Genomic DNA, 24,251 nt, shown 5'->3' with positions numbered 1-24,251 from the left:
ATGACTCTTAAGTTAAAACTATGATCTGAAATTATGTATTACTTCATAAAAATGTTTTTCTAAAACTCACTTTTTTTCTAAATAAAGCTCACGTAAACGATCTCTTAATTCAGGTGTCACATCCAACACCTTTTTCAAATATGCATCCATGGTTTGATATTGCTCTTCGATTGTAAGTAATACCGTATCAAAAAAGGAATCAGAAGCAGAACTTAAGATTCGCATATTACTCCTAAAGGTAAGGTTTTCACCTGTATTTTCAAACTTTTTATCACGTTCTGCTCGATAATGGGAAAGAATGGAATTAGATGCTAAGTAATCTTGACGAATTACTTCTAAATCAACACCTAAAATATATAAAACGAATAAAACTACAAAACCCGTACGATCTTTTCCTTCGGTACAATGAAAAATAGTTGCTCCCTTTTCTTTTTCAGCTAAAATACTTAAAACCTGACGAACTGTATTTTGATCATGAGCTTTTACTACATGATCCCTATAGTGGTCACACATCATTTTAAAGGCAGAATGAGGATCATGATGATATAAATCATCTTCTCGTGATAAATCTTGAATCCCACCTAAAGTCCCTTCTTCTTCAGAAAGAGGCAAGGAAATATTTTTAACACCTTCAATTTGCGGATCGGGATGATCTTTTCTTTCACTCTTTGATCGCAAATCAATGATTGTTGTTAAACCGTAATTTTTTAAAAATTGGATATCCTCATCGGACATGCGGATAAGGGTTCCCGTTCTAATCAGCCGGTGTGTTTTTATCTTTCTTCCATCTAATCCTACTATTCCACCCAAATCTCTGGGATTAAGGATACTATTAACTGGCAATAAATTTGTTGTCATGAATTATCCTCATTAATTATCTTCTCTATTTCTGGCGTAATTAAACTTTGCTGAACTTTCATATCTACTGGATGATAGGTTGAATCAATACATTCATCCCAATACTCAATATGTTTCTTATCTATATAGCTTTCTGATTCTTCAACATTCTGACCATTCTCGCCTTGGACAGAATACCAGTAAAAATATGTATATCCATCTTCATTCTTTTCACTAAAGACAGTCTCAACATACATTTTTTCAGCAGCCATTGTTTTAACTGTATCTACGTGATGCTCATTTAAAAAATTCATCCACTCCTGTGCTTTTTCCTCTTTACCTTTCTTAATTCGAAAGCGAGTTAATTCAATTTGTGTCATTTTCTATCCTTCAACCTTTTTTCCATCAATGTATTTTCGACTTTTATTAATTTCCATCTTTTTAAGAATATCTTCGCCAAGATCGCTTCCTACCATTTCGGAAATTCCTAAAAGAAAAATTGCAACATCTGCCAATTCCTCATTGATGTTCTCTGGATCATCCTTTAGCCACGCCTGAAAAAGTTCATTTACTTCTCCGTATAATGAAAGAAGTTCAAACTTAATATCAGTAGTATTAAAATTATGGTTTTTCTTATTTTCAAGGACAGCTTTTTGTAATTTTTTAGTGTCAATAAGCATATATTTTTTAATCCTTCATTTATACATCTTATCTAATTCAGTCTTTAACTTTTGCTTTAGTTCTTCAAGCTCTTTATCATTCAATACATTCTCTGCACTATACATTTTTTCTCGTGGATACCACCATACTGGCCCTTTGCCATGGTAGCCATATTCTCCTAAATCTCCGCTCACTCTTGGAAACAAATGCCAATGCAAATGAGAATCACCGTTTCCCAGCAATTCATAATTCATTTTTTCACATTCAAAAGCTTTTGAGACTGCTTCACCGACTAACGACATTTCTTCTAAGAAAGCTTGCCTTTCAGTCGAATCTAACTCATATAGTTCATTTTTATGTTTTTTATAAAGAAAAAGCGTGTAGCCTCTAAAATGTTGATTATCACCCAATACCACATAACCTGTTTTTAACTCTTTCACAAAGAATTTATTTTCATTATCTTTAATCATTTCAATTCGTTCACAAATTAGACACATAGATTTTCCCCATTTCTTGTTTATCTCAATTCCATCGTGTCCTGTGAAAAAGCGATAGGAAATTCATCGGACCACTTTTCAGTAAGTGTATTTACTCTCTCAAAACCAAATTTCCTGTATAAAGCTTTTGCTCGTTCATTATCAGTAAATACTTCTAATCTAACGGGTCTCTCTAACTCAGTTAAGGCTTTTTTAATTAACTCAGTCGCAATCCCCTTACTTTGATAAATTGGATCAACATAAATAAAACTTAACTCTCTCGGCTGAAAACCAACAAATCCAGCTAATTCCCCATCCTCAAACGCTACATAAATTTTACAAGACAAAAAATAACCTAAATATGGTGCATCTCGTAATGGTAGAAAAACCTCCTCCAAATCTTCACTCTGAAGTTCTTGTTTTCTTGCTCTATCCATTACTAAACACAACTCATTAAAATATTTTCGTTCATAAGATTTGATTTCTAGCCTCATTTTTAACCTAATTCTATTTACATTAATCGTTTTTTTATTTATTATTAATCTACCATAATTTTATATTTTTACAATAACAAACTGGAGACGAGTAAATGAAAAATAAAATAAAGTACATCCTTGCAGCCATTGTTTCAATAGTCGGTATTGGCCTATTAATTTTTGCCTTATATTTACAGATACAAGATCACGCTTCTACTAGATCTATTATCTGGTCCCTAATCGAAATTCTCATTTTGCTCAGTGCTGCTGTTTATTACTTCAGAAGTGCAATTAAAAATACCAGTGATGATAAACATAATGAAGAAGATTCTAAGTTAAAAATAATTGAAACAAATTCAAAAGCAAAATCACTAGACTTTATAAGCAATCTAAGCTTCTGGTGCGGTCTGATATTAATGATTTATGCCTCACATCAATTAAAAGATGACCCTCAATTTTCGTATATACTTTTTGCTATTTCAGGCACTTTAACAATAATTTGGTTAATTACCTTAGTAACTCAACTTTTTTATATTGTTAAATACGGGAGAAAATTAGATGACACAGAAAAATAAATTATTAACTTTATCTTCCTTTAATTCATTTTGAAATGCCCTAACTTCTCTCCAAATCATACATAATTGTCTCTTATATTCATCAAAATTGTTTTACTCTGTTTATACTGTAATACATTTTTTGGAGGAAAATTATGACAACGACCGTAAGTTTGAGATTACCGGAAGATCTAAAAAACAAGCAACTGATGTTTTTAACGAATATGGTCTTGATTGGTCCTCAGCAATGAGAATGATTTTGACGCGAGTAGTAAGCGAAAACGCTATATCAGTTAATTTATCAAGATATTCAGATATTTCTCCAACAATGAAATCTAACATAGAACTTAACACGACCGAAAAATACTCTAAATAAAAACTGATACATCATTGTTAAATAAACTTTGATGCATCAGTTTTTTTGTCTTCTAAAGAATTAACAATTAAAACCGTATTTCTACTTATTTCATTACTAGTCAACTTCTTTATTGGTATATGATCATCTGTTGATTTTAGGTTTACTTCTTCTATATTCCATAGCCCAATTCTACTTCGTATTATTAATTAATATTATAAATAACTCCTACTAAACTAAATAATGCCACTCCCCAAAATAACCCAACAAGCAAACCTAAAAAGAAAGTTACTGGTCCACTTAATCTCTTGATCATTAATCTATAACTAAAAACAATCATCAATGATTCCGAAATAATTACAATTTCATTAACATATGATTTCAATCCAACTAAAGGAAAAATCAAAGCTAAGCTTACTGTAAATATTATCGCACCCACGTACCATTTCCATGATATTTTCTTAAATAAGTCTTGAAAGCCCCAAAACAAAAAAGCAAATAAATATGGAATAAAGGTATGCATATCTATCCAAGTATTCATCTTTTCACCTATTTCTATTAACAAACTTTTTGATTATATTAATAATTTATAACATTTTTTGCAATACTTTTTATAATTTTATTTTCATAATTTAATAAAGTGTGCTAATATTATTCTTATCAAAGAAGAGACGACTAAATAAGTCACTTTGATGGGGTCTAGAAAGGTATATTATGTCCTTAAAGTTTGCTAATAAAAAGAAGCTAGCACTTTATGCCCTTTTAGCCTGCATAAGTGCTTGTGGTAATGTCGTCATCGCTTATGTCACGAAGATAATGCTGAACAGTGCGCAATATCATCGTGGTACATTAAATCAATTAATTTTTATTGCTCTTTTTGGAGCTCTTACCTTAATTATCATTATGTTCTTAAATTTTGGATATCGTTATTTACGTTTCGATATTACACGGGATACTAATATTAAGCTCAAGGATAAAACTATCAACTACTTAGTAAATCAACAAGCTGATTCACAAAAAGAGGGTCTTAATTTAATGACTAATGACCTAAAGCAAATTGAGTTACTTAAAACCACAAACGAATTAATGATTATCTCAGAAGCTACAGCTTTTATTATTTCAATTGTTGTTGGATTATTAAATTCTTGGCTATTAACGATAATTTTTGTAATTACTACAATTATTCCAGGACTTATTCAGAAATTATTTGTAAAAGATATTCAAAATAAAGCTAGCATTTGGGAAGAAAAAAATGCCGAATACACTCAAGCCGTTACCGATGCTATTAATGGTTCGAAAACAGCGATGCTCTATGATGTTGAAATGCCGCTTGTTTCTTATGTAATCAAACAAGCAAAACAAATGGAGAATGCATTGCGTTCTTTGAACTATACCCAGGGAGCTATTTCTACTTTAATTATTACAATAGCAGATATCTTCAGCTTTATCGTTCCATTTTTAGTTGGGGCCATTCTAATGTTCAATGGCCAAATTGGCGCTGGTACATTAGTCATGATTGTTCAATTATCTAATGACTTTATTAATCCAATTACAATGATTTTTGATCAGATTAACCAAATACGTTCTACTAAACCAATCTGGGACAAAATCGAAAAGGCACTACACTCAAAAAATACATCCCCTACCTCATCTTTTTTATCCTTCAATCAATTAAAGATTGAAAATTTAACATATATTGTGAATGATAAATCAATTTTAAACGATGTATCCTTTACGCTTGAAAAGAACGAAAAAATATTACTAATGGCTCCAAGTGGTTTTGGTAAAACTACTCTCTTACGCTTGTTAGTAGGACAGCTTACTCCAACTTCTGGTTCAATCATTATCGATGATCAACATATAGAAGATAACTGGAACAAAGCACATGAATATTTCGGTTATATCAACCAAAAGCCATTTATATTTGATCGGAGTTTACTTTTTAACTTAACTTTAGGTTAAAAATATTCAAAAGATGAATTAATGAATGCGATTCAATTAGCCGGACTGACAGAATTAATTGACAGCAAAGGATTTGACTATCGAGTTGGTCAAAATGGTAATAATCTTTCTGGAGGACAAATTCAGAGAATTGAAATTGCTCGAGCTATTTTAGCTAAAAGACCAATTTTACTTGCTGATGAAGCAACCAGTGCGTTAGATAATAAACTTTCATTGCAAATTCATAAAACACTTCTAACTAATCCTAACTTTGCAGTAATTGAAGTAGCCCATAAAATTTCTGATCAAGAAAAGAAACTTTTCGATAAAATTATTGATTTAAGTAAATAAAATATAGTTAAAAAGGTACAGCCACTATATATAGCGTCACTGTACCTTTTTACTATATTTTCACTTATTTTCTAACCACTTTATAACGATTACGTCTATCTTCTACTTGTTCTTTGTCGGCTGGATAACCAATTGGCACAAGCACAGTAGGTTCATAACCCTCATCCATTCCCAATTCTTTTTGAAGTTCAGGAAACTTATTTAGTGCAAATACTCCACCCATTACATAAACTGATCCTAAACCTAAATCTGCCGCTTCTACCATTACATTCTCAGCTGCTACAGAAGCATCCCTTTCACCAAATTGACTGTCCTTTTTAGTATTAATCATAAATATCAGTGGCGCATTGTAACAAGAATTGTTTGTATTATCTTCTATCTTTTTAAGTAGTTCTGGGCTTGTAATGACACTAAGTTCCATGACATCCGTTTGATGCATGGCACAAGGTGAAGCTTGAAACGCATTAATTAGTTTTTGAATTTTTTCTTCATCTATTTTTTCATCAGTATATTTTCTAACTGCTTCTCTTTCAAAAATTGCGTTCATAATTTTCTCCTTTTAAGGTGAAACTATTTACCATCTATATAAGTTTATTTTACTCTCTCATAGAGAAATTGTAATAAAAGATCATTAATTGAAGCTTTTGATAGTTATTTTTTCTTCTTCTACCTATCTTTGTTAGAATGACGGTGAAAGCAATATTGTCAAAGAAAGGACGATAATTATGGATATTGAAAAAGAGGTATCTAAGCCAATATTTAAAGCCACTTTACTAGCAATTTCTCTCTTTATTATGATGCCCTCTGTTATTTCCCCGGCTCTTCCTCTAATCGAAAAGGCATTCCCTAATATTCCTCGTGTTACTGTTGAATTACTTACTACTATTCCCAATTTTGGAGAAATATTTGGTCTTTTAATAAATCCTTTTCTAGTTAAAAAAATTGGTAGAAAAAATGTAATTTTAGTTGGATTAGCTCTTGTTGGAATTTGTGGAACATTACCAGTAATTATTAATAGTTTTTGGCTAATATTTATTCTCCGCATCTTACTTGGTTTAGGGATTGGGATTTATAACTCCTTAGCCGTAAGTTTAATTATGATGATTTATGAAAATAGTAAAACTGAACTCAATCGCCTATTAGGGTTCCAAAACATTATGAACGATGTGGGCTACATCGCTTCTGCCTTTATTATTTGTTATCTAGTAACATTATCTTGGCACGCTGTTTTCTGGGTATACATTCTTGCCATTCCCGTATTTTTTATGTTTGAACACTTTATTAAAGTTCCTAAGAAAACTAAGCATTCTTCTGGAAAACATTTTTCTCTTTCTAATATAAAACAAGCTTTTAATCCAAACATTATTTACCTTAGTATTCTTACCCTACTAATTTACATTTTCTACATGGCTCTTGCTTACAAACTTCCTAGTTTCATAGTAGATTTCCATTTAGGAAATGAAAGTATGGCTTCATTAATGCTAGCAATAATTGCTATTACTGGTATTCCATGTGGCATCGCATTTAATTGGCTTTATACTAAACTACACAAGTGGGTATGGATTCTATGTATGCTTTTAAATGCACTTGGATTTTACTTAATCAGTAGTGCAAGAAATACCTATGTGCTAGTAGTGGGATGTATTGTACTTGGAGCAGGTTTTGGAATTGTGATGCCATACATCTTTAAGGCTATCTCCTTAAGTGTTCCTGACCAATTAAGTAATCTTGCTACTACGTTATGCTTAATTATGATGGACATTGGTGCTGTAATTTCTCCATTTGTTATTTCAATCATCGCTAAGAATTCAGATAAAGCTCTACTTTCCTCAGCTATCTTCTTTGGAATCGTAACCTTAATTGAAATTGCTAGAAATATGTACGCCAATCTAAAACATAAGTATTAAATACTTTAATATTAATCTAAAAAATGCTGCTGAATCTAAAGGTTATTAGGCCTTGATTTAGCAGTATTTTTTATCACTCAAACTTTTAACTAATCAAAATCTACATTATTTGGAAAATGATTCAATCTTTCATTTTCAACACCGATTTGATTTTCAATCTCAAGTAATCGATTATATTTCTCTACTCTTTCTGATCTTGCTGGTGCCCCAGATTTCAGTTGACCTGCATTGGTAGCAACTGTAAAGTCAGCAATAAATGTATCACCTGTTTCACCGGAACGGTGAGATACCATCGTTGTCATATTGTTCTTTCTAGCTAAACGAATTGTTTCAAGAGTTTCTGTAATAGTACCTATTTGATTAAGTTTAATTAAAATAGAGTTACATAATTTATCCTTAATCGCTTTTCTAACAAGTTTAGGATTGGTGCATACATTATCATCCGCAACGACTTGATGAGTAGAGCCAAATTTAGCAGTAAATTTTTCAAAGTTCTCCCAATCGTTTTCATCAAAAGGATCCTCGCAAGAAATAATCTCTGGGAATTCTTTTAATAATTTATCATAATATTGAAGCATTTCTTCCCCATTCCAGATATGACCTTCGAAATGATATTTTCCATCTTCAGTATTATAGAAAGAACTTGCTGCAGCATCAAAAGCAATTGCAATGTCTTTTCCAGGTTTATAACCTGCTTTAATAATAGCTTTTCGCAGCATCTTTAAGGCTTCTTCAGAACTATTAAGGTTTGGAGCAAAACCACCTTCATCTCCCAATCCAGTTTCAAATCCAGCTTCTTCAATTACAGCTTTTAATGCATGGTATGTGTTAACTATCTTTTCAAAACCATCACGGAATGAATTTTTAGCAACAGGAGTAATCATAAATTCTTGAATATCAATTCCATTATCAGCATGCTTCCCTCCATTAATTACATTATGAAAAGTTTGTGGCATTTCTAACTCACATCCCCCAAGATAACGATATAGTGGTTCATCTTTTGACCTAGCTGCTGCGCGTGCAATTGCCATTGAAGTACCTAAGATTGCATTAGCTCCTAATTTAGCTTTATTTAGGGTTCCATCTAGTTTAATCATTGTCCGGTCAATCTCTGCCTGATTGTAAGGACTCAAGCCCTTAAGAGCATCATTGATTGGACCATTTACATTTGTAACAGCTTGAGTTACTCCCTTTCCTTGAAGACGGTTGCCGCCATCCCTTAATTCAACGGCTTCTTTTTCACCTGTTGAAGCGCCCGAAGGAACTTCAGCTTTAGCTACTGTCCCGTCAGATAAATAAGCATGAACTTCTACAGTTGGATTGCCTCTTGAATCAAAAATCTCTAATGCTCTAACTTTTTCTACATAAACAGTCATTTCAAATACCTCCTGATATACAAAAAAGAGCAAAATAAATACGACCCCTACCACCCGCTACTCAAAAAGAGTTTGTAGGAAGTAGACGTCGTTAGATTTTGCTCAGTTTAATTGGTGAACGTCATCACCTATTCAATTTACACTTTCATCATACCAGCATTCTTTTTAAATGCAAGAGATAATACAAAATAATTCCACTTATCGTCAATCTTTAACTAAATGAATTTCACGATCAAATAATGCACGCATCTCTTGATTAAAATTATGTGCTATAAAAATAATTGTCTCTTTTCCCTTAACTAAATTCTTTAAAATATTCATGGTTGCCTTTTGATCTATCGCACTAGTTCCTTCATCAATCAAAATTATGTCACTTCCATGTACTTTAGCCCGGGCTAGAACAATTTTTTGTCTCTGACCGCCCGAAATATTTAGTTTATCTAGATTTAATTGATGCTCTAATCCTTCCTTGAATTTAGAAATATCATTAGCGAAATTAACCTCTTTGATTATAGGCTCTACTTGAGAATTTAATTTTGAATTAAACATAGTAATGTTTTCTTCAATCGTTCCAGGAAATAGATTTGGATCTTGTGGAATATAGCCAATCTTCGACATATCAGGATTAATTTCTTTTCCATCTTTATCTTTAAAAATAATTGATCCTTGTGTCGGTTTTATTGAACCTAAGATCAATTTAAACAAGGTAGATTTCCCAGCTCCGGAATCCCCAGTTAACAAAATTTTTTCTCCAGATTTTATTTGAATATCAGGAAAACTTAACTTCTCACCATTTGGAAAAGCTAAAGCTAAATTCTCAGTAGAAATTAGAGCTGGCTTTTTCTTCTGAATATTTGAATTATTCTGTAGTGGTGCAGAATCACCACTAATTTGGTCCATTAGTTCTTCAGAAGATTTCATAAAGCTCAATGCTTGGATCATTTGTTGCAAGCCAATGGAAATATTAGCTGCAAAATTTTGTACTGACATGATTGCACCAAAAAGTACTTGTCCTTGAGTGATCATGTATCCAGTCAGAGAAAGAAGGATTAATTGTCCTATTGAGTTACATAATCCATTTATTACAATTAGTTCTTGCTGGGTACCCGTTTGATGAACATGCGCTTTTTCAATCTTATTAGCTGCCTGGCTCTGAACTTGAAATAGCTTGGCACCAGCAAAATATCTACGTAATTCTTCAACTCCAGAAAACCATTTTTCCAACACATCTAAATAATGTTTATTTTGAACAGAAACATTGGTTGTCGCCTTTTCCATCTTTTTCTGAACAAGTTTAGGAATATAGTAAGATGCAATATCAATCAAAATACTTACAACAAAAATTTGCCAATGAATTGTGAGTAAGGCAACTAAAGCACCAACAAACATTGTTCCATAAAAAGGAACGATAATGTACCAATCAAAATAATTTTCTCTTACCATCTCAAGGTCGTTAGTCATTTGATTTTGAGCCGCAGCTATTTTGTGATACTTATTGTCCTTAAAGTAATGACTAGCAAGATTATTACGAATTTTTTTATTATATTCCTCTTCTTGAATGCGAGTAACAAACTGAATGTAATAAATTAAGCCTTGGGCTGCTAAATATAAGACTCCGATAGCAAGACTTGTCCATAACACTCCCATCCAGTTTTTATTCTTGATGAAAGTTAACCAATACATTTGGACATATCCTGCACCAATTGCGCCCAATCCAGAAATAATGGATAAAAAATTGATATAAATAAATCTAAGGTAGTTTGTCTTGATAAATCCCTTAAAGCTCATCCCTAATCACCTCCATTTTTCAAGCTGATTTTTCGATCAAACAGGTTCTCTAGCTCATCATTAAAATTATGGGCAATCATGACAATAGTAGTTTCCTGATCAAGTAAATTTTCCAAAATTTTCTTTGTTGCCTTACTGTCAATTGCACTTGTTCCCTCATCAATAAAGAGCCATTTTGATCCGGCTAAAATTGCTCTTGCCAAAACGATTTTTTGCTTTTGTCCTCCTGATAGATTTCCTTCATCTAAATTAATTTCATGCTTTAAACCAGCTGGGATTTTTTTAAGATCATTTTCAAACTCAACTTGTTTAACTACTCTTTTTACTTTCTCATCAAGCTTTGAATTGAACATTGTCATATTATTTTCAATAGTATCAGGAAAAAGAGTATTATCTTGTGCTACATATCCAAGTTCATCCCGATTGAGTTTAATTTCTTTACCATTCTTATCTTCAAAAATCACTTGGCCCCTAGTTGGTGATAATTTACCTAAGATCAGCTTAAATAAAGTCGATTTTCCACTACCACTATCGCCTATTACTAAAACTTTTTCACCACTTTTAATAGTTAAATCTGGATAAGAAATAAGTTCACCATTCTTAAATTGATGCTGTAGGCCCTTTATCTGTAATTTAGCTACTTTTTTATCTTGATGCTCATTTTGTAAAGGTGCGCTCGCGCCTTCTAAGGAGGTTATTTTTTCATTTAATTTCTTTGATGATTTAATTAGATTCCACTGAGCAGCAAATTGTGCAGTCCCATTCATAACTGTTGAACAAAATTGAATTGTTGTAATAACGGCACCAAAGACTATTTGCCCATTAAAGTATAAATATGCAGCCAGAATCATCAAGATTATCTGTCCACCTATATTAACAATAGAGGTAGCTAAGTCGGCAATAGCAATAGTTGCACCTTGGTGAATAGCAGCCTTTTTATAATTATCAGCAGTTTGATTCATGGAGTCAGAATAAATTCTAAAACTACTATATCTTCTTAATTCATCTAAGCCATTAATCCAGTTTGAAATCGCTTTTAAAAGTTTTTCATTTCTTTTAGTGACTTCAATCGTGGCATTTGAACTCATATTTTCAAATGCCTTTGGCAACAAAAGTGAAACTAAAGTTAGGATAAGCGTTAATAAAACTAAGCTCCAATTGTAAGAAAATAACACTACTATTGAAAAAATAACCATTAACCCATCTAAGAAGGCAGCTTTAATTGGCTTTAAATAGTTTCTAGTTAATTGATCCAAGTTAGCAGCTAAATTATTTTGAACTGATGCTGTATCATCAATTTGCTTCTTAAACAAATATAAGCTAATCTTTTTTCTTATTTGATGTAAGTAACCTTGACTCTGTTTACTGTACAAGTAGTCCGAACCCGAACCCAATAATAACCGGCAAATATCACAGAGCCTTGATAAAGCAATAAAGATTACAAAGCCTAAAAAATTCAAATTCTTTAAATTATTAAATGCCGGTGTCATCAAATACTGAGAAAGGGTATCTATTACAGCAGCAAGTATTATCATTAACAAAATTAGAATAAAGCGACCTTTATTTATTCTAAATATTCCGCTTAGCTTCATCCTTAACCTCTCCTTTTAATCTTTTATTTATATTTTAATATTACTGCGCAGGTTTTAATTTACAAGCTATTTTTATTAAGTGGTCAAAAAGATAAACTAAGATGCAAAATTATACAAGTTAAGTGGCATAGATCGCCAAGTACGTGCATTTTCACTGAAAAAACTATAGTAGTATTTTTTATGCTTACATAAAGTTATTGCTTAAAAGTTACTATCGATACAACAAAAATGATTAAATAATCTTTCATTTTTACTTAAAGTATTAGATAATATCATTAAATTCAATTAATGGAGGCTATAGGGATGACGTATGTTTTTATAGGAGTAATTATTTTATTAATTCTTATCTATTTTTTATGTGGTTTGCGAATCGTACCGCAAAATTATGTCGGTTTAGTCGAAACGTTAGGTAAATACTCTAGGACGGTTAAAGCGGGTTTAGTTTTTATTTGGCCAATTTTTCAAAGCTTGAGAAAGGTAAGCTTAGCTTTGCAGCCTTTAGAAATTTCTAAATATCGTATTATCACTAAGGATAATGCTGAAATCACAACCAGCCTAACCTTAAACTATCTTGTCACTGATGCATACAAGTATTTTTACAACAATACTGACTCCGTTGAATCGATGGTGCAATTAATTCGTGGTCATTTACGTGATATTATCGGACGAATGGAATTGAATGAAGCATTGGGTTCAACTAGTGAAATCAATGCCCAACTATCAAAAGCAATTGGCGATTTAACTGATATTTATGGAATTCAAGTATAGTTCGTGTTAATGTGGATGAATTGCTTCCTAGCCCAGAAATTCAAAAGGCCATGGATAAGCAGTTAACTGCTGACCGTGAAAAAACTGCCGCTATTGCTCGTGCGGAAGGTGAAGCTAGAAATATTGAATTAACTACTAAAGCTAAGAATGATGCATTGGTTGCCACTGCTAAAGCAAATGCCGAAGCTGTAAAAACTCAAGCAGATGCAGATGCTTATCGAATTGATAAATTACAACAAGCTCTTGATAAAGCCGGCGATGGTTATTTCAGAAATCAAAGCCTAGATAGTTTTAACCAACTAGCACAAGGACCTAACAATTTAGTTGTATTAGATAAAGATGAAATCACTGATTTAGGTAAAATCCCAGCTGCTAAAAAGATTTGGGATCAAAGTGAAAATTAATACGAACACTAAAAAACTTCTACCATTAAAAAGTAGAAGTTTTTTTGCTCTATTCTAAATTGCTGTCCATTTTTTGTGAAAGAACTGCTACTAAACGGCTATTAGATCTAACAATATAAATTACTTCATCATCACTAACTTGGTCTAAGTATTTCGTTAGATTTGCTCTAAAATCACTTTGAGTTAATACTAACGGCATAAATCTTCCTCTTTAATATGCATAATATAGCTAATTCATCAGCAATATCGGGTCTATACCCTTTAAAACTTAAGTAAACGAACTATATTTTCTGTAGTTCTAGCCACATTACTTGGTCCATTTTTCAAAGCAGTTGAAAGATCACACGCTCCGGGAATAATTCCAAAAATTGCAGTGAAGCCTTCACTATATAAACTATCAATTCCTTCCCCCAGATAGCCTGCTAATGAGATAACTGGCTTATGATACTTTTTACCTAATTTAGCAACTCCATATGGTGTTTTTCCAAATTTAGTTTGAAAATCTGTGCCACCTTCTCCAGTAAAGACATAGTCAGTATCCCTAATTTTTTCTTCTAGTTTGGTTACTTCAATTGCAAGATCTACTCCTTGCCTCATTTCACAAGTAGTAAAAGCCATTAAACCAGCTCCTAAACCTCCCGCTGCTCCAGCGCCTGACACTGAGGCAACATCTTTATTCAAATCACGCTTAACAATTTTAGCGTAGTGCTGTAAATTATTTTCAAGTTTTTCAACCATTTCTGGTGTGGCACCTTTTTGCAGTCCAAAAACTCTTGATGCACCCTCTTTACCAATTAATGGATTAGTAACATCACTTGCTAAAATGATTTTTACATCTTGCAATCTTGAATCTAAGTTAGAAATATCAATTTTGTCTAGTTTATCTAAATTTCCGCCACCAAAAGGAATTTGATGATTGTTTTGATCAAGTAGTTTTGCTCCTAAAGCTTGAGCCATGCCGCTACCGCCATCATTAGTGCTGCTGCCGCCTAATCCAATAATAATTTCTTTAACATTGTGATCTAAGGCATCCCTAATCAATTCACCAGTACCAAAAGTAGTGGTTATCATTGGATTACGCTTCTTCTTTTCTACTATCTCTAAGCCACTTGCCTTAGCCATTTCAATTACAGCAGTTGTCCCATTACCTAGAATTCCATAATATGCACTTATCTTATTTCCAAGCGGACCTGTAACTTCAACTATAACTCTTTGACCATGTGTCGCATCTACTAAAGAATTAACTGTTCCTTCTCCACCATCTGCCATAGGTACTTTAATCACTTCAGCAGCTGAATCAGCTTTTTTTATTCCCTTTTCCATCGCATCACAGACTTCTTTTGCTGTCATACTTTCCTTAAATGAATCAGGGGCTACTACATATTTTGTCATTATTAAGTCCTCTATTTTTATTCTCTATGTTTATTCTATTATTTTTCACTGTATAATACACTTAAAGAATAGTACATTATGTTTTAACTATAAGCGTAAAAAAATGAAAATCGGACTTATTCAAGGAACCTCACAAAAAGAAAAAAAGATATTGGAGCATTACATCAAACAAGCCATCTCACCTGACGATGAATTAATCAATTTCGGAATTTATCAAGACAGGACTACTACTTTATCTTATGTACAAATTTCACTAGCAATTGCTTTATTGATTAATAGTAGAGCGCTTGATTTCGTTGTTACTGGATGCAGTTCAGGACAAGGAATGATGCTTGCATGCAATACGTTCCCGAATATTCACTGCGGCTACATCCCTACCCCACAAGACGCCTATCTATTTAGCCATATTAATGACGATAATGTTGTTTCTTTCCCTCTCGGCCTAAACTGGGGCTGGAGCGGTGAAATTAATTTTTCAGAAACTATGAAGGCTCTTTTTACTAAACCTTGGGGTAAAGGATATCTTACGGGGGAAGCAAAACGTAAAATAAAAAATACTAAAGAAGTGAAAGAGCTTAACCAGCTAACTAAAAAACTATGATTTCTTTTCTTCCTGATCTAAATCCCGAACTCCTTATTCCAGTTCTTAATTATGATCCTGTTTTTGATTTTATTGTAAAAAATGGAACAGATCACGAATTAATTGACACACTTAGAAAAATCAAAAGTGAATATAGTAAATAATACTTCTACCCTAGACTAAAGCAGAAGTCTTATTTTCATACGGATAAACATGCCTAGAATCTGATTGAAACTCTTTCACAGAAATTATCTTATTTGCTTCATCAAATTTAATAATTGATACACCATCAAACTCACTAATTCTACTCTTATAATTACATTTAAAATACCACTCAACAAAAGCTATCTCCTTATCAATCCAAATATTCTTAATTGGCCATTCCAATACTTGCCCATTCTTATTCCAATCTTTATACCAAGCTATAATTTCAGCTTTATTTCTATAGATTGGCCCATAACATTCACTATAACTAGCATTTTTATTGAAAGTATCTTCAAAATCTTCAAAGTTTGGAACAATCCACGAGTTAAAATATCTTTTTATTATTTGCTCTTTACTCTTCATTGTCATGCCCTTCTATTTTTCAAAGGATTATAGAAAAAGGCAGAAATAAATTTCCACCTTTAACATCCTATCTTTATTTAACTTTAATCGCCTTACTATAATCAAGTCCCTGCAACATCTTTGCAAAATTAGGACGCTTAGTCTGCTTATCCATTACTTCACGTAAGCCTGGCGTTAAAGCTTGCTCTTTTTCTTCTTCATCTGACAACTCAGTAATTACTTTATCTCCTTTACCTGCAACCACTTTTGCCGCAAAATTAGCATCAATTATTTGGGCCCTCCCAGCAGCTACTAAATCAGTGTATTTTAAGGCATCTTCAGCTGTTTCTTGACTCATTACGTCTCCCACAATAATTAATTTTGTCTCTTTTCCAATTACCGGTTTAAATAATGCTGCAAATGTTTTATCAGAGTCTTTCGGTTTTGCCTTATAGTCCGGTAATGATAAATGAATATAGTCAAAGTCAAAATTATTTGTTAAATCATTAATTAATTTTGTTGATTCGTGCCAGGTATAACCTACATTACCTGGATTAATTTCTTCTGGACTAATCCGATAACCAATAATAAAGTCCTGTGGAGCATACTTTCTCACAACTTTGAAAACTTCTTTAGCCACAGTTAATGGGAATGCTTCGTAATCTCCCCACTTATCTTGACGATGATTTGAAAAGCGAGAAAAGAACTGTTGAATTAAATAATGATTGGCACCGTGAATCTCTACTCCATCAAAACCAGCTTCAATTGCTCGCTTAGTCGCTCTACCAAAATCTTTAACAACTTGTTCTACTTGTTCAGTAGTGAAAGCCTGAACTCCATAAGGTAAAAATGGATAATTGGCACTATCTGGAGCATATACTGGCAACCCTAAATGTGCACGATAATTTGCTTCTCGTCCTGTATGGGCAATTTGAAGTAGGGCCTTATTCCCTCCTGATTTCATCGTTTTTGCCATCTTAGTCAAACCAGGTAAAAACTTATCATCATAAACGGCTAATTGTGTTCTATTATCCGCCCAAGTGATTGCAGGTCCACCTGCTGGGCTCACATAATTATATTCTGAAATTACTAAACCTGCAGAATTTGCACGTGCTTTCCAATAAGAAATTGTATCTTCACTAACCATGCCATTTAACCCACTGTTGGTAAGCATCGGTGGTTGCACCATTCGATTATTAATAACTGCACCATGTTTAAAAGTTACTTTGTCGGATAATTTTTTCATAACAATGACACTTTCTATAATCTTCTTACTTTTTATTAGTTTATGATTATAGTATAGTGCTAATTTGTTCTTACGTAAAGTAAGTTATCCAATTATTCGAATTTCAAAACTTCATCAACTGGATATCTAACTGACTTAAGTTCTTCTACATTTTTATCTGGTTTTCCAATAGCAATCCCCATTACTGGAACATACTGCTCTGGATCAAGTCCCATTACACTTGCAGCTTTCTTTGCATCATAACCAGCCATTGCATTTGTTTCATATCCATGTGCTCTAGCAATTAGCATCAACTGCATTGCAGCAAGTGAAGAATCAACCATTGCATCCGCAGTAAGCATTGTTTTATCTGCATGCTCATATAATGGTAAAAATGTATTATAAACTTTATCTAGTTCTTCTTTTGAGATTCTCTTTTCTGCATACATTTGATCCCATAATGCACGGTACTTCTTAAAGGCTAAAGTGTTACCAAAAATCTGAATAACTGCACTTGATGTATCAATTTGCGGATTATTAAAGGACATGTAAAATTCATGTAGTTTCTTCTTACCTTTATCAGTATCCACTACTACAAATTGCCATGCTTGTAAGTTACATGCAGAAGGTGCCGTAGTTGCTTCTTTAACTATCTCTCTTAATTCAGACCGAGAAATTTTCACATTTTTATCAAAATGCCGAACCGAATGACGATTGAGTAATACATCACCGAAATTATTGTTTTCAAATTGTGCCATATATTTTATCCTCCTATGTTTATTAGCGCTTACATTGAGTATTATAGTATAAAATTTATGATATAAAAAAGGGATACAACATCTTTTAAAATGTATATCCTTCTTCTTTTTCTATTCTGCTATTAATAACAAAGCTTGATAATCTTTCCGTGGTAAATGAATATATTTATCATTTTCAACTTCTTGATCAAAATCTTCCACTGTTTCATCCCAAGCATTAATAAGCTTGGCATGATATTTCTTTCCTTTTAGCAAAAAGCTTAAAACTTCAAACTCTGGCTGATTTTCGCCAAAATAAACTAACCATTTCTTTTCATCTGGTGTTGAACCAACTGCTAATTCCCATGTTGGTCCACTTGTGGCCTGTGGATTTACCCAATCAAAGCCATTATCTTTTAGTAAGTCATATAAGAAATTAATTTTCTTTTGACTTTCACCATATAATTTTCCTCCATGAGCCCACCAAATTGGACGTTTTGTATGAGGCTTATCAATGTAAGTTTCACCATGAGTACATCCTCCTCCACGTAAAACCACACGCCAGAAATTGTCCATCATGCCTTTGGCAGTATTGTCACCCCAGCCAAATTCAATATTACCTTCATAGCGACATTCATCATCGATAACCGGTTTTTGATATTCTTTAATCCATTTTGGAATTATGAAAACATTGTCACTTTGGATGCTTAAATGTGTAATCCAAGGCTTAGTATGATCATACCAATTCTTAGTTGTATCTTTATGTTGAGGTGGATCATAGAAATTATGAATAGATTCTAGGTGTTGTGATGGATCTTTTTCATGAACGAATTCACCTATTCGATCCCAATCTTTTAATGGAATTTGTCCTACTAAGTTCATCAAATCATATTCATTTGCAAGTGCCCACCATACATTTTTATATGAAGCAAGACGTGCAATAACATACTTTAAGTACCAAAGATTATTTTCTAATCCCATACGAGCAAAGCCCCAACGGTCATAGGGACTAAATAAAATTAAATCAGCCTCTATGCCAAGTTTGTCTAGTTTATCAATGTTATTTTCCAAATTTTGAAAATACTTTGGATTTGGTCTCGTATAATCAAAACCAGTTTCATGAGCATCAAAAACCCAATCATTTGCTCCACGCTTATATCTTAAAAATCCTTCAAATGGATATATTTCTGGTTCCTCTTCATTATATGAATAGCTCTTAGGAAATACGAGCATTCTAATTTTATTGAAATTATTATTCTTTAACGTTTCTAGTGTTTCTTCTTGAACCTCTTTTGGTTGTACAGTCCATGCATAAGCTGTAGTTCCAAAAGGAATATAACTACTACCGTCCGCATAAGCAAAATGAGTTTTGCCTGCTACCCTAACCGGTCCATGATTATCCTTGCTTGCCTTAGTTACTGTAAAATTATCATTTTTTTCATCTAATTCTGGAACGTTCGAGTGTGTCGTAACAGTATATTCCCCCTCAACTTCGGGCATGTAGCGAATTTTATATTTTCCATCTCCATCGTAGAATCCATCAACTGTAATCGAATGATTATTTCTATCAAAAGTTGCACTTAATTCAACATCTCGAAATGGATTTCCATCAGTCGGTCCATCCAATGTTAATTCATATCTTTTCCACTTTTCTACTTCTTTCATTTTTATTCTCCTTCTTATTTAACAGCCTTTGCCGAAGTTTTTTTAGTGTTTCTTGAAACCGCAAGTACTACAAATACCAAGGCAATTACTCCTAAAATACCTGCGCTAATTCTCATTTGATCAACCGCAGTAGACAACCCAGTCATTCCACTCAATAAAGCTATTACATATGGTGATGCAAATGCACCTAAATTGTTACAAATCTGAGCAATTGAAATAATTAAGTTACTAATGGAACTGTCTACTTCACTTAAAATACTGTCGTAAACATACGGAATAATTAAGCTTGAAATCATCATCAACAATAAACCAATAAAGAAAATAGTCATATTAGGGGCTTGTGAACACACAATAAATCCAACTGTACCTAAAGAAATTGCGACTACTGGAGTAAAATTCTTTAGTACTTTGAAAATACGAGCGTATGCCATAGAAATTAGAGCTCCAACCAGACCCGCAATAGCAATTTCGGTAGACAACATCCCCTGATTTGCCAAATGATTTTGTTGAATAACCAGAGCTGATGCTGTTGCTTCAACCATAAATGCCGAAAAGTATAAAAATAGCATTAAGAACGCAACATAAATACTTGCCGGAATTTTTGCATGCTTAGATCTCTGTTTCTGTTCTTTAGTAGATGATTTTTCAAGAGTAGTTTCTTTTTCCATCTTTGGGGTGTAACCCATCATGAATAAAATCAAAAATGGAATAATAAATAGGAAGTAAAGAAAAGTTGCTTGCCACTTAATTCCCAACAAAAGGCCAGCTACAAAAGTCATTGAACTGTTTCCTAAAGTTCCCATAGCACCTTGAATGCCAATTAAAGTTTTTTGTTCTTCTCCACTAAAACAGTCTCCAATTAACGAAACCGCTAGTGATGTAAATAAACCAATGCCAGCACCAACCAGTAATCTACTAGCAACAATAATTGCAAAATTACTAATAAAAAACGGTATTAAACCACCAACTATTGTCGTAATCATCCCAATAATAACTGTATTTCTTTTACCAACCCATTTAATTACTGCATTACTAAATAAAATGAAAAGCATAATAGTAAAAGATGGTAAAGTGAAGAGAGCTTGTACTGAAGTTAAAGATTGATTCGGAAAGGACTTAGCAATCAAAGGAATAGCTGCTAGATTGGAGCCAGCTACCTGCAAGAAAAGTGATATTCCAAGAATTCCGACTTTTAATTTCCAATTATGTTTATTATCTTGCTTTATTTTTTCAACATTCATTGTTTTTCCTCCTTATTTTTTACTTGTTTTTCTCACATCTCTATAATATTATGTAACCGGTTACATTACAATAAGCAATTACTTAACTAGCACTAAACTAATATTTATTATTACTTGCGCTATAATAGCTGCTGTAACCCAGTATTTTCAAAATAAGGATTTAAAAATATGACCATTAGAGATATTGCTAAATTAGCTAACGTATCTGTCGCTACCGTATCTCGAATCATCAATAATTCAGGAAAAGTAAGCGATAAGACACGATTAAAGGTAAACAAGATAATTGAAGAGACAAACTATCATCCTAATCAAGTAGCTAGAACTTTATATCAAAAGCGTTCAAAAATGATTGGAATTATTATTCCTTTTGCTGAAAACATCTTCTACAGTCGAATTATTAATGGAATTCAATCTGTTTTGCAGCCAGCAGGCTACACATGTTTGATATCTTTCAGCGTAGGTTCAAACAATAAAAAGTATCAAGCGGCCATCAATAATTTCCTTCAAAATAATATTGACGGTATCATTTCTTCTGCCTTTGAAATGAATGAGAATATTTGTCGTATTCCGCTTGTGATGTATGATAGTGCAAACATTTCTGACGATATTATTCGTATAGCTTCCGATAATGCTAAAGGTGGGAAGGAAAGCGTGAAGTTAATCTCTACTGCCAAAAGAGCTGTCTTAATTCAACATCTTCCTTTAAGCTTGCCAACTGTTAAAGAAAGAGTCACAAGTATTATTAATGAATTAAAAAAGAGGCACTTGACCTATACTTTACAAGAAATTAGTGAACACGACACTTACAAATTAGTCGCTGAAAAAGCTCTTCATAATATTCAGACTTACGATGCTATCATTACAATTAACGATATCTATGCAGCCCATATTTTAAAATTAGCTAGAAAAATGAATCTAAGAGTACCAGCTGACTTTCAATTAGTTGGCTATGATAATACTGAAATGTCTGAGCTTACTTCACCTACTCTTTCAACGATTGACCAACAACCTGAATTAATTGGCAAAACTGCTGCTAAAAGATTGCTTGCATTGATTGATGGTAAAAGTTCTACTGAAAATAGTGTGATAGATATTAAAACTGTAAAAAGAGAGTCAACAAAATAAGACTTGGCAAACTGCCAAGTCTTATTACAGATGATATTGTTTTAATAGTTTTCGTGAACTCTTATGCTTGAGTAGCATTATCTGGAATTTCTACTTCTTGATCAACGGTTGCCATTAAAATTTGATCTTCAAATCTTACTGAATCTCCATTTTTCTTTTCAATAATAATATCATCAAAATTATTAGCATTCGTTACAATAATTGGAACTACTGTGTCATATCCAGCTGCCTTAATTTTATCTACATCGAATGTCTCAAGTAAGTCACCTTGTTTAACTTTTTGACCTACTTCAACTTTTACCTCGAAATATTTTCCTTTCAAATTTACCGTATTAATACCTAAATGAATCAACAATTCAACTCCATTGTCTGACTTTAATCCAATAGCATGTTTAGTTGGAAAAACAGAAACTACTTCACCATCAAATGGCGCATGAATTTCATCATTATTTGGTTGAACAGCAATTCCTTTACCAATAGTACCAGCCGAAAAAACTGGGTCATCGACATTTTTTAATTCAAGTGCAGTACCCTGAACTGGGGATGCAATTCCTTGATCTTTGAATTCAACTCTTTTAACTTTAAAATCTTTCTTTGAAGTAGTAGAGACAATTTTATCGCCCCAAATTAGAGTACTGATAAAAGCAATTCCAAAAGCGACAAGTAAAGATAGACAAAATCCCATAAAGCTACCATTAATTCCAGCTTTTTGATCAATAAACATTGGAATTCCAAAAATACCACCACTAGCAAAGCCTCCAAACATTTTTGCATTTGAAAAAGCAGCGATTGCTCCACCAAATGCTGATCCGATTGATCCAAGAATAAAGGATTTTTTATGTGGTAATGTAACTCCGTAAATTATTGGTTCTGTTACTCCCAAAAAACCAGAAATAACGGCTGGCCAACCAATTTCCTTAAATTTAGAATCTTTAGCCTTTAGAACTAAAGCCAATGCAGCCCCAGTTTGTCCAAAAACTGTACAATATAACATCGCATCAATAGGATCAAAACCACGAGTTGCTATATTGTTTAAAAAAATAGGTATAAAGGCCCAATGTAGTCCTAGTAACACTACTGCTTGCCAAATACCAGCTAAAATAAACCCAGCTACAACTCTTGCATGAGCATAAATCCAAAGAATACTATATGTCAATTCTTCACTAGCCCAAGAAGTTGCTGGTCCTACCACTAAGAAAGTTAAAGGAACAGCAATCATTAAAGTTATTAAAGGCGTGAAGATAAGCTTTAATGATGAAGGTAGATAGTTGTTTAAAAACTTATACAGAATTGATGCTAGCCATACCGCAATAATTGCTGGAATTAGCGTTTGGGTATAATTCATCAAAATAACAGGAATATTAAAGAATTGAATGCTTTGCTTCATCTGATATGCCTGGACTAAAGATGGATAGCAGAGTGCTGCCCCTATAATTGCTCCAACATATTCATTTATTTTAAATGTTCTAGCAGTTGAAAAGCCTATCATCACGGGTAAAAAGTAAAATAATGCATCCCCTGCAGCATAAAGAATTAAATATGTGCCACTCTTTGTATTTAATACATGTAAAACAACCAAGAGCGTTAAAAATCCTTTTAATACACCTGCAGCTGCTAAGACTCCTAAAAATGGTGTAAAAATAGTTGTTAATAATTTTATAAAGCGATTAACTATATTTTTATCTTTATTTGTATTTTCTTTATGATCCTGACTCAATCCTAAAAGTGGAATTACTTGATCATAAACATCTGCTACGTTGTTTCCAATAATAACTTGATATTGACCAGCTGCATGAGCAACGCCCATTACTCCTTTTAATTGCTTAATTGCATTATCATCAGCTTTGCTTTCATCTTTTAATTTAAAACGTAGTCTAGTCACACAATGAACTAAACTAATTACATTATCTTTACCACCAACTAGCTTGACTATTTCTTCAGCTAGTTTTTTATCTTTTTCATCTACTTTAGACATTTTCTTTTCTCCTCCACTTATATTTTTCTGCTTTAATAAGTGAACCAATGCATCATAATAAAGCTCTACATCTTGACCTAAAAGGATTTGTAACTGTCCATCTTCAAACTCACTTTCTGAAATTGCTGGAATCAACTTTAGTTTTGGATAGTTTACTTTCTTTGAATCTTTTAAATAGAACCTTAGCCTTGAAATACAGTTGAATACTTCATTAATATTTTCTGCTCCACCAACTGCAACCAAAATTTTTTCCGCTACTTCTTTATAACTGTTATTCATT

The 24,251-nt window shown here is 32.8% G+C and carries 22 protein-coding genes, 3 pseudogenes and 1 riboswitch; of the genes and pseudogenes, 7 read left to right on the top strand and 18 right to left on the bottom strand.

The genetic code is table 11. The features are described from left to right. Positions 1–66: 66 nt before the first annotated feature. From H0I41_RS04510 to H0I41_RS04490, 5 genes are read right to left on the bottom strand one after another with little or no spacing between them, the layout of a single operon-like run. Positions 67–858 (bottom strand): tyrosine-protein phosphatase, encoded by a 792-nt coding sequence (locus H0I41_RS04510; protein WP_087713020.1) that lies wholly within the window; start codon positions 856–858, stop codon positions 67–69. Continuing rightward, positions 855–1,217 carry a DUF6176 family protein gene (locus H0I41_RS04505; RefSeq protein WP_087713021.1) on the bottom strand — a complete coding sequence of 121 codons (363 nt, stop codon included), beginning with the start codon at positions 1,215–1,217 and terminating at the stop codon, positions 855–857. The genes H0I41_RS04510 and H0I41_RS04505 overlap by 4 nt, the downstream gene beginning before the upstream one ends. Before the next feature lie 3 nt (positions 1,218–1,220). Further along, positions 1,221–1,517 (bottom strand): MazG-like family protein, encoded by a 297-nt coding sequence (locus H0I41_RS04500; protein ID WP_095183143.1) that lies wholly within the window; start codon positions 1,515–1,517, stop codon positions 1,221–1,223. 15 nt (positions 1,518–1,532) lie between these two features. Next, positions 1,533–1,994, bottom strand: coding sequence for an HIT family protein (locus tag H0I41_RS04495; protein WP_135014232.1), 462 nt, complete (start codon positions 1,992–1,994; stop codon positions 1,533–1,535). Positions 1,995–2,014: 20 nt separating this feature from the next. Then, positions 2,015–2,467: a GNAT family N-acetyltransferase gene (locus H0I41_RS04490; RefSeq protein ID WP_162222175.1), complete on the bottom strand. Its 453-nt coding sequence runs from the start codon at positions 2,465–2,467 to the stop codon at positions 2,015–2,017. A gap of 95 nt (positions 2,468–2,562) precedes the next feature. Here H0I41_RS04490 and H0I41_RS04485 point away from each other — a divergent pair, with 95 nt between their 5' ends. Beyond that, a complete protein-coding gene (locus H0I41_RS04485; protein ID WP_135014231.1) occupies positions 2,563–3,024 on the top strand; it encodes a hypothetical protein in 462 nt (153 codons plus the stop codon). A 121-nt stretch (positions 3,025–3,145) separates the two neighbouring features. Next, positions 3,146–3,379: a type II toxin-antitoxin system RelB/DinJ family antitoxin gene (locus tag H0I41_RS04480; protein WP_228099716.1), complete on the top strand. Its 234-nt coding sequence runs from the start codon at positions 3,146–3,148 to the stop codon at positions 3,377–3,379. 184 nt (positions 3,380–3,563) lie between these two features. On the opposite strand, the gene H0I41_RS04475 is transcribed toward H0I41_RS04480, so the two are convergent. Next, positions 3,564–3,899: a hypothetical protein gene (locus H0I41_RS04475; protein ID WP_135014230.1), complete on the bottom strand. Its 336-nt coding sequence runs from the start codon at positions 3,897–3,899 to the stop codon at positions 3,564–3,566. Between the two features lie 173 nt (positions 3,900–4,072). Here H0I41_RS04475 and H0I41_RS04470 point away from each other — a divergent pair. Further along, positions 4,073–5,650 (top strand): annotated as a pseudogene (locus H0I41_RS04470) (ATP-binding cassette domain-containing protein). A gap of 64 nt (positions 5,651–5,714) precedes the next feature. On the opposite strand, the gene H0I41_RS04465 reads toward H0I41_RS04470, so the two are convergent. Beyond that, positions 5,715–6,197 carry a nitroreductase family protein gene (locus tag H0I41_RS04465; protein ID WP_011162073.1) on the bottom strand — a complete coding sequence of 161 codons (483 nt, stop codon included), beginning with the start codon at positions 6,195–6,197 and terminating at the stop codon, positions 5,715–5,717. Between the two features lie 178 nt (positions 6,198–6,375). Here H0I41_RS04465 and H0I41_RS04460 point away from each other — a divergent pair, with 178 nt between their 5' ends. After that, complete coding sequence (locus H0I41_RS04460) at positions 6,376–7,557, top strand: MFS transporter (protein WP_011162074.1); 1,182 nt, start codon at positions 6,376–6,378, stop codon at positions 7,555–7,557. A gap of 89 nt (positions 7,558–7,646) precedes the next feature. Here the strand turns inward: H0I41_RS04460 and eno are convergent, their stop codons facing one another. The 3 genes from eno to H0I41_RS04445 all read right to left on the bottom strand — a co-directional run bounded on the left by eno (position 7,647) and on the right by H0I41_RS04445 (position 12,313). Further along, positions 7,647–8,933, bottom strand: a complete 1,287-nt coding sequence (gene eno, locus H0I41_RS04455) for a phosphopyruvate hydratase (protein WP_135014229.1) — start codon at positions 8,931–8,933, stop codon at positions 7,647–7,649. Between the two features lie 75 nt (positions 8,934–9,008). Next, a riboswitch (Fluoride riboswitch) is annotated at positions 9,009–9,071 on the bottom strand. A 66-nt stretch (positions 9,072–9,137) separates the two neighbouring features. Continuing rightward, a complete protein-coding gene (locus tag H0I41_RS04450) occupies positions 9,138–10,721 on the bottom strand; it encodes an ATP-binding cassette domain-containing protein (protein ID WP_135014228.1) in 1,584 nt (527 codons plus the stop codon). A gap of 2 nt (positions 10,722–10,723) precedes the next feature. Next, on the bottom strand, positions 10,724–12,313 hold the full coding sequence (locus H0I41_RS04445; RefSeq protein WP_135014227.1) for an ATP-binding cassette domain-containing protein: 1,590 nt from the start codon (positions 12,311–12,313) through the stop codon (positions 10,724–10,726). A gap of 303 nt (positions 12,314–12,616) precedes the next feature. On the opposite strand from H0I41_RS04445, the pseudogene H0I41_RS04440 reads away from it, so the two are divergent. Further along, a pseudogene (locus H0I41_RS04440) lies at positions 12,617–13,485 on the top strand (SPFH domain-containing protein). A 64-nt stretch (positions 13,486–13,549) separates the two neighbouring features. Here H0I41_RS04440 and H0I41_RS04435 read toward each other — a convergent pair. Both H0I41_RS04435 and H0I41_RS04430 read right to left on the bottom strand, forming a co-directional pair. Continuing rightward, a pseudogene (locus H0I41_RS04435) lies at positions 13,550–13,684 on the bottom strand (type II toxin-antitoxin system prevent-host-death family antitoxin); the annotation flags it as partial. 62 nt (positions 13,685–13,746) lie between these two features. Continuing rightward, complete coding sequence (locus H0I41_RS04430) at positions 13,747–14,877, bottom strand: glycerate kinase family protein (RefSeq protein ID WP_011162079.1); 1,131 nt, start codon at positions 14,875–14,877, stop codon at positions 13,747–13,749. A 103-nt stretch (positions 14,878–14,980) separates the two neighbouring features. Here H0I41_RS04430 and H0I41_RS04425 point away from each other — a divergent pair, with 103 nt between their 5' ends. After that, positions 14,981–15,478: an RpiB/LacA/LacB family sugar-phosphate isomerase gene (locus H0I41_RS04425; RefSeq protein WP_011162080.1), complete on the top strand. Its 498-nt coding sequence runs from the start codon at positions 14,981–14,983 to the stop codon at positions 15,476–15,478. 153 nt (positions 15,479–15,631) lie between these two features. On the opposite strand, the gene H0I41_RS04420 is transcribed toward H0I41_RS04425, so the two are convergent. The 5 genes from H0I41_RS04420 to H0I41_RS04400 form a co-directional block, all read right to left on the bottom strand. After that, complete coding sequence (locus tag H0I41_RS04420) at positions 15,632–16,024, bottom strand: nuclear transport factor 2 family protein (RefSeq protein ID WP_011162081.1); 393 nt, start codon at positions 16,022–16,024, stop codon at positions 15,632–15,634. A 73-nt stretch (positions 16,025–16,097) separates the two neighbouring features. After that, positions 16,098–17,249: an oxidoreductase gene (locus H0I41_RS04415; protein WP_135014226.1), complete on the bottom strand. Its 1,152-nt coding sequence runs from the start codon at positions 17,247–17,249 to the stop codon at positions 16,098–16,100. Positions 17,250–17,341: 92 nt separating this feature from the next. Continuing rightward, the gene (locus H0I41_RS04410; protein ID WP_011162084.1) at positions 17,342–17,986 is read right to left on the bottom strand and encodes a nitroreductase family protein; all 645 of its coding nucleotides are present in this window, start codon (positions 17,984–17,986) and stop codon (positions 17,342–17,344) included. A 111-nt stretch (positions 17,987–18,097) separates the two neighbouring features. Next, positions 18,098–19,630, bottom strand: a complete 1,533-nt coding sequence (locus H0I41_RS04405) for a DUF5060 domain-containing protein (protein ID WP_011162085.1) — start codon at positions 19,628–19,630, stop codon at positions 18,098–18,100. 14 nt (positions 19,631–19,644) lie between these two features. Further along, a complete protein-coding gene (locus tag H0I41_RS04400; RefSeq protein ID WP_135014224.1) occupies positions 19,645–20,871 on the bottom strand; it encodes an MFS transporter in 1,227 nt (408 codons plus the stop codon). A gap of 168 nt (positions 20,872–21,039) precedes the next feature. Here H0I41_RS04400 and H0I41_RS04395 point away from each other — a divergent pair, with 168 nt between their 5' ends. Further along, on the top strand, positions 21,040–21,996 hold the full coding sequence (locus H0I41_RS04395; RefSeq protein WP_011162088.1) for a LacI family DNA-binding transcriptional regulator: 957 nt from the start codon (positions 21,040–21,042) through the stop codon (positions 21,994–21,996). Between the two features lie 61 nt (positions 21,997–22,057). Here the strand turns inward: H0I41_RS04395 and H0I41_RS04390 are convergent, their stop codons facing one another. Continuing rightward, positions 22,058–24,250, bottom strand: a complete 2,193-nt coding sequence (locus tag H0I41_RS04390; RefSeq protein WP_135014223.1) for a beta-glucoside-specific PTS transporter subunit IIABC — start codon at positions 24,248–24,250, stop codon at positions 22,058–22,060. Between the last annotated feature and the right edge of the window lies 1 nt (position 24,251).

Source organism: Lactobacillus johnsonii, assembly GCF_014058685.1.
Classification (GTDB): Bacteria; Bacillota; Bacilli; order Lactobacillales; family Lactobacillaceae; genus Lactobacillus.
The sequence above is the reverse complement of the archived record's forward strand: the minus strand, read 5'-3'. Positions and strand labels throughout refer to the sequence as shown.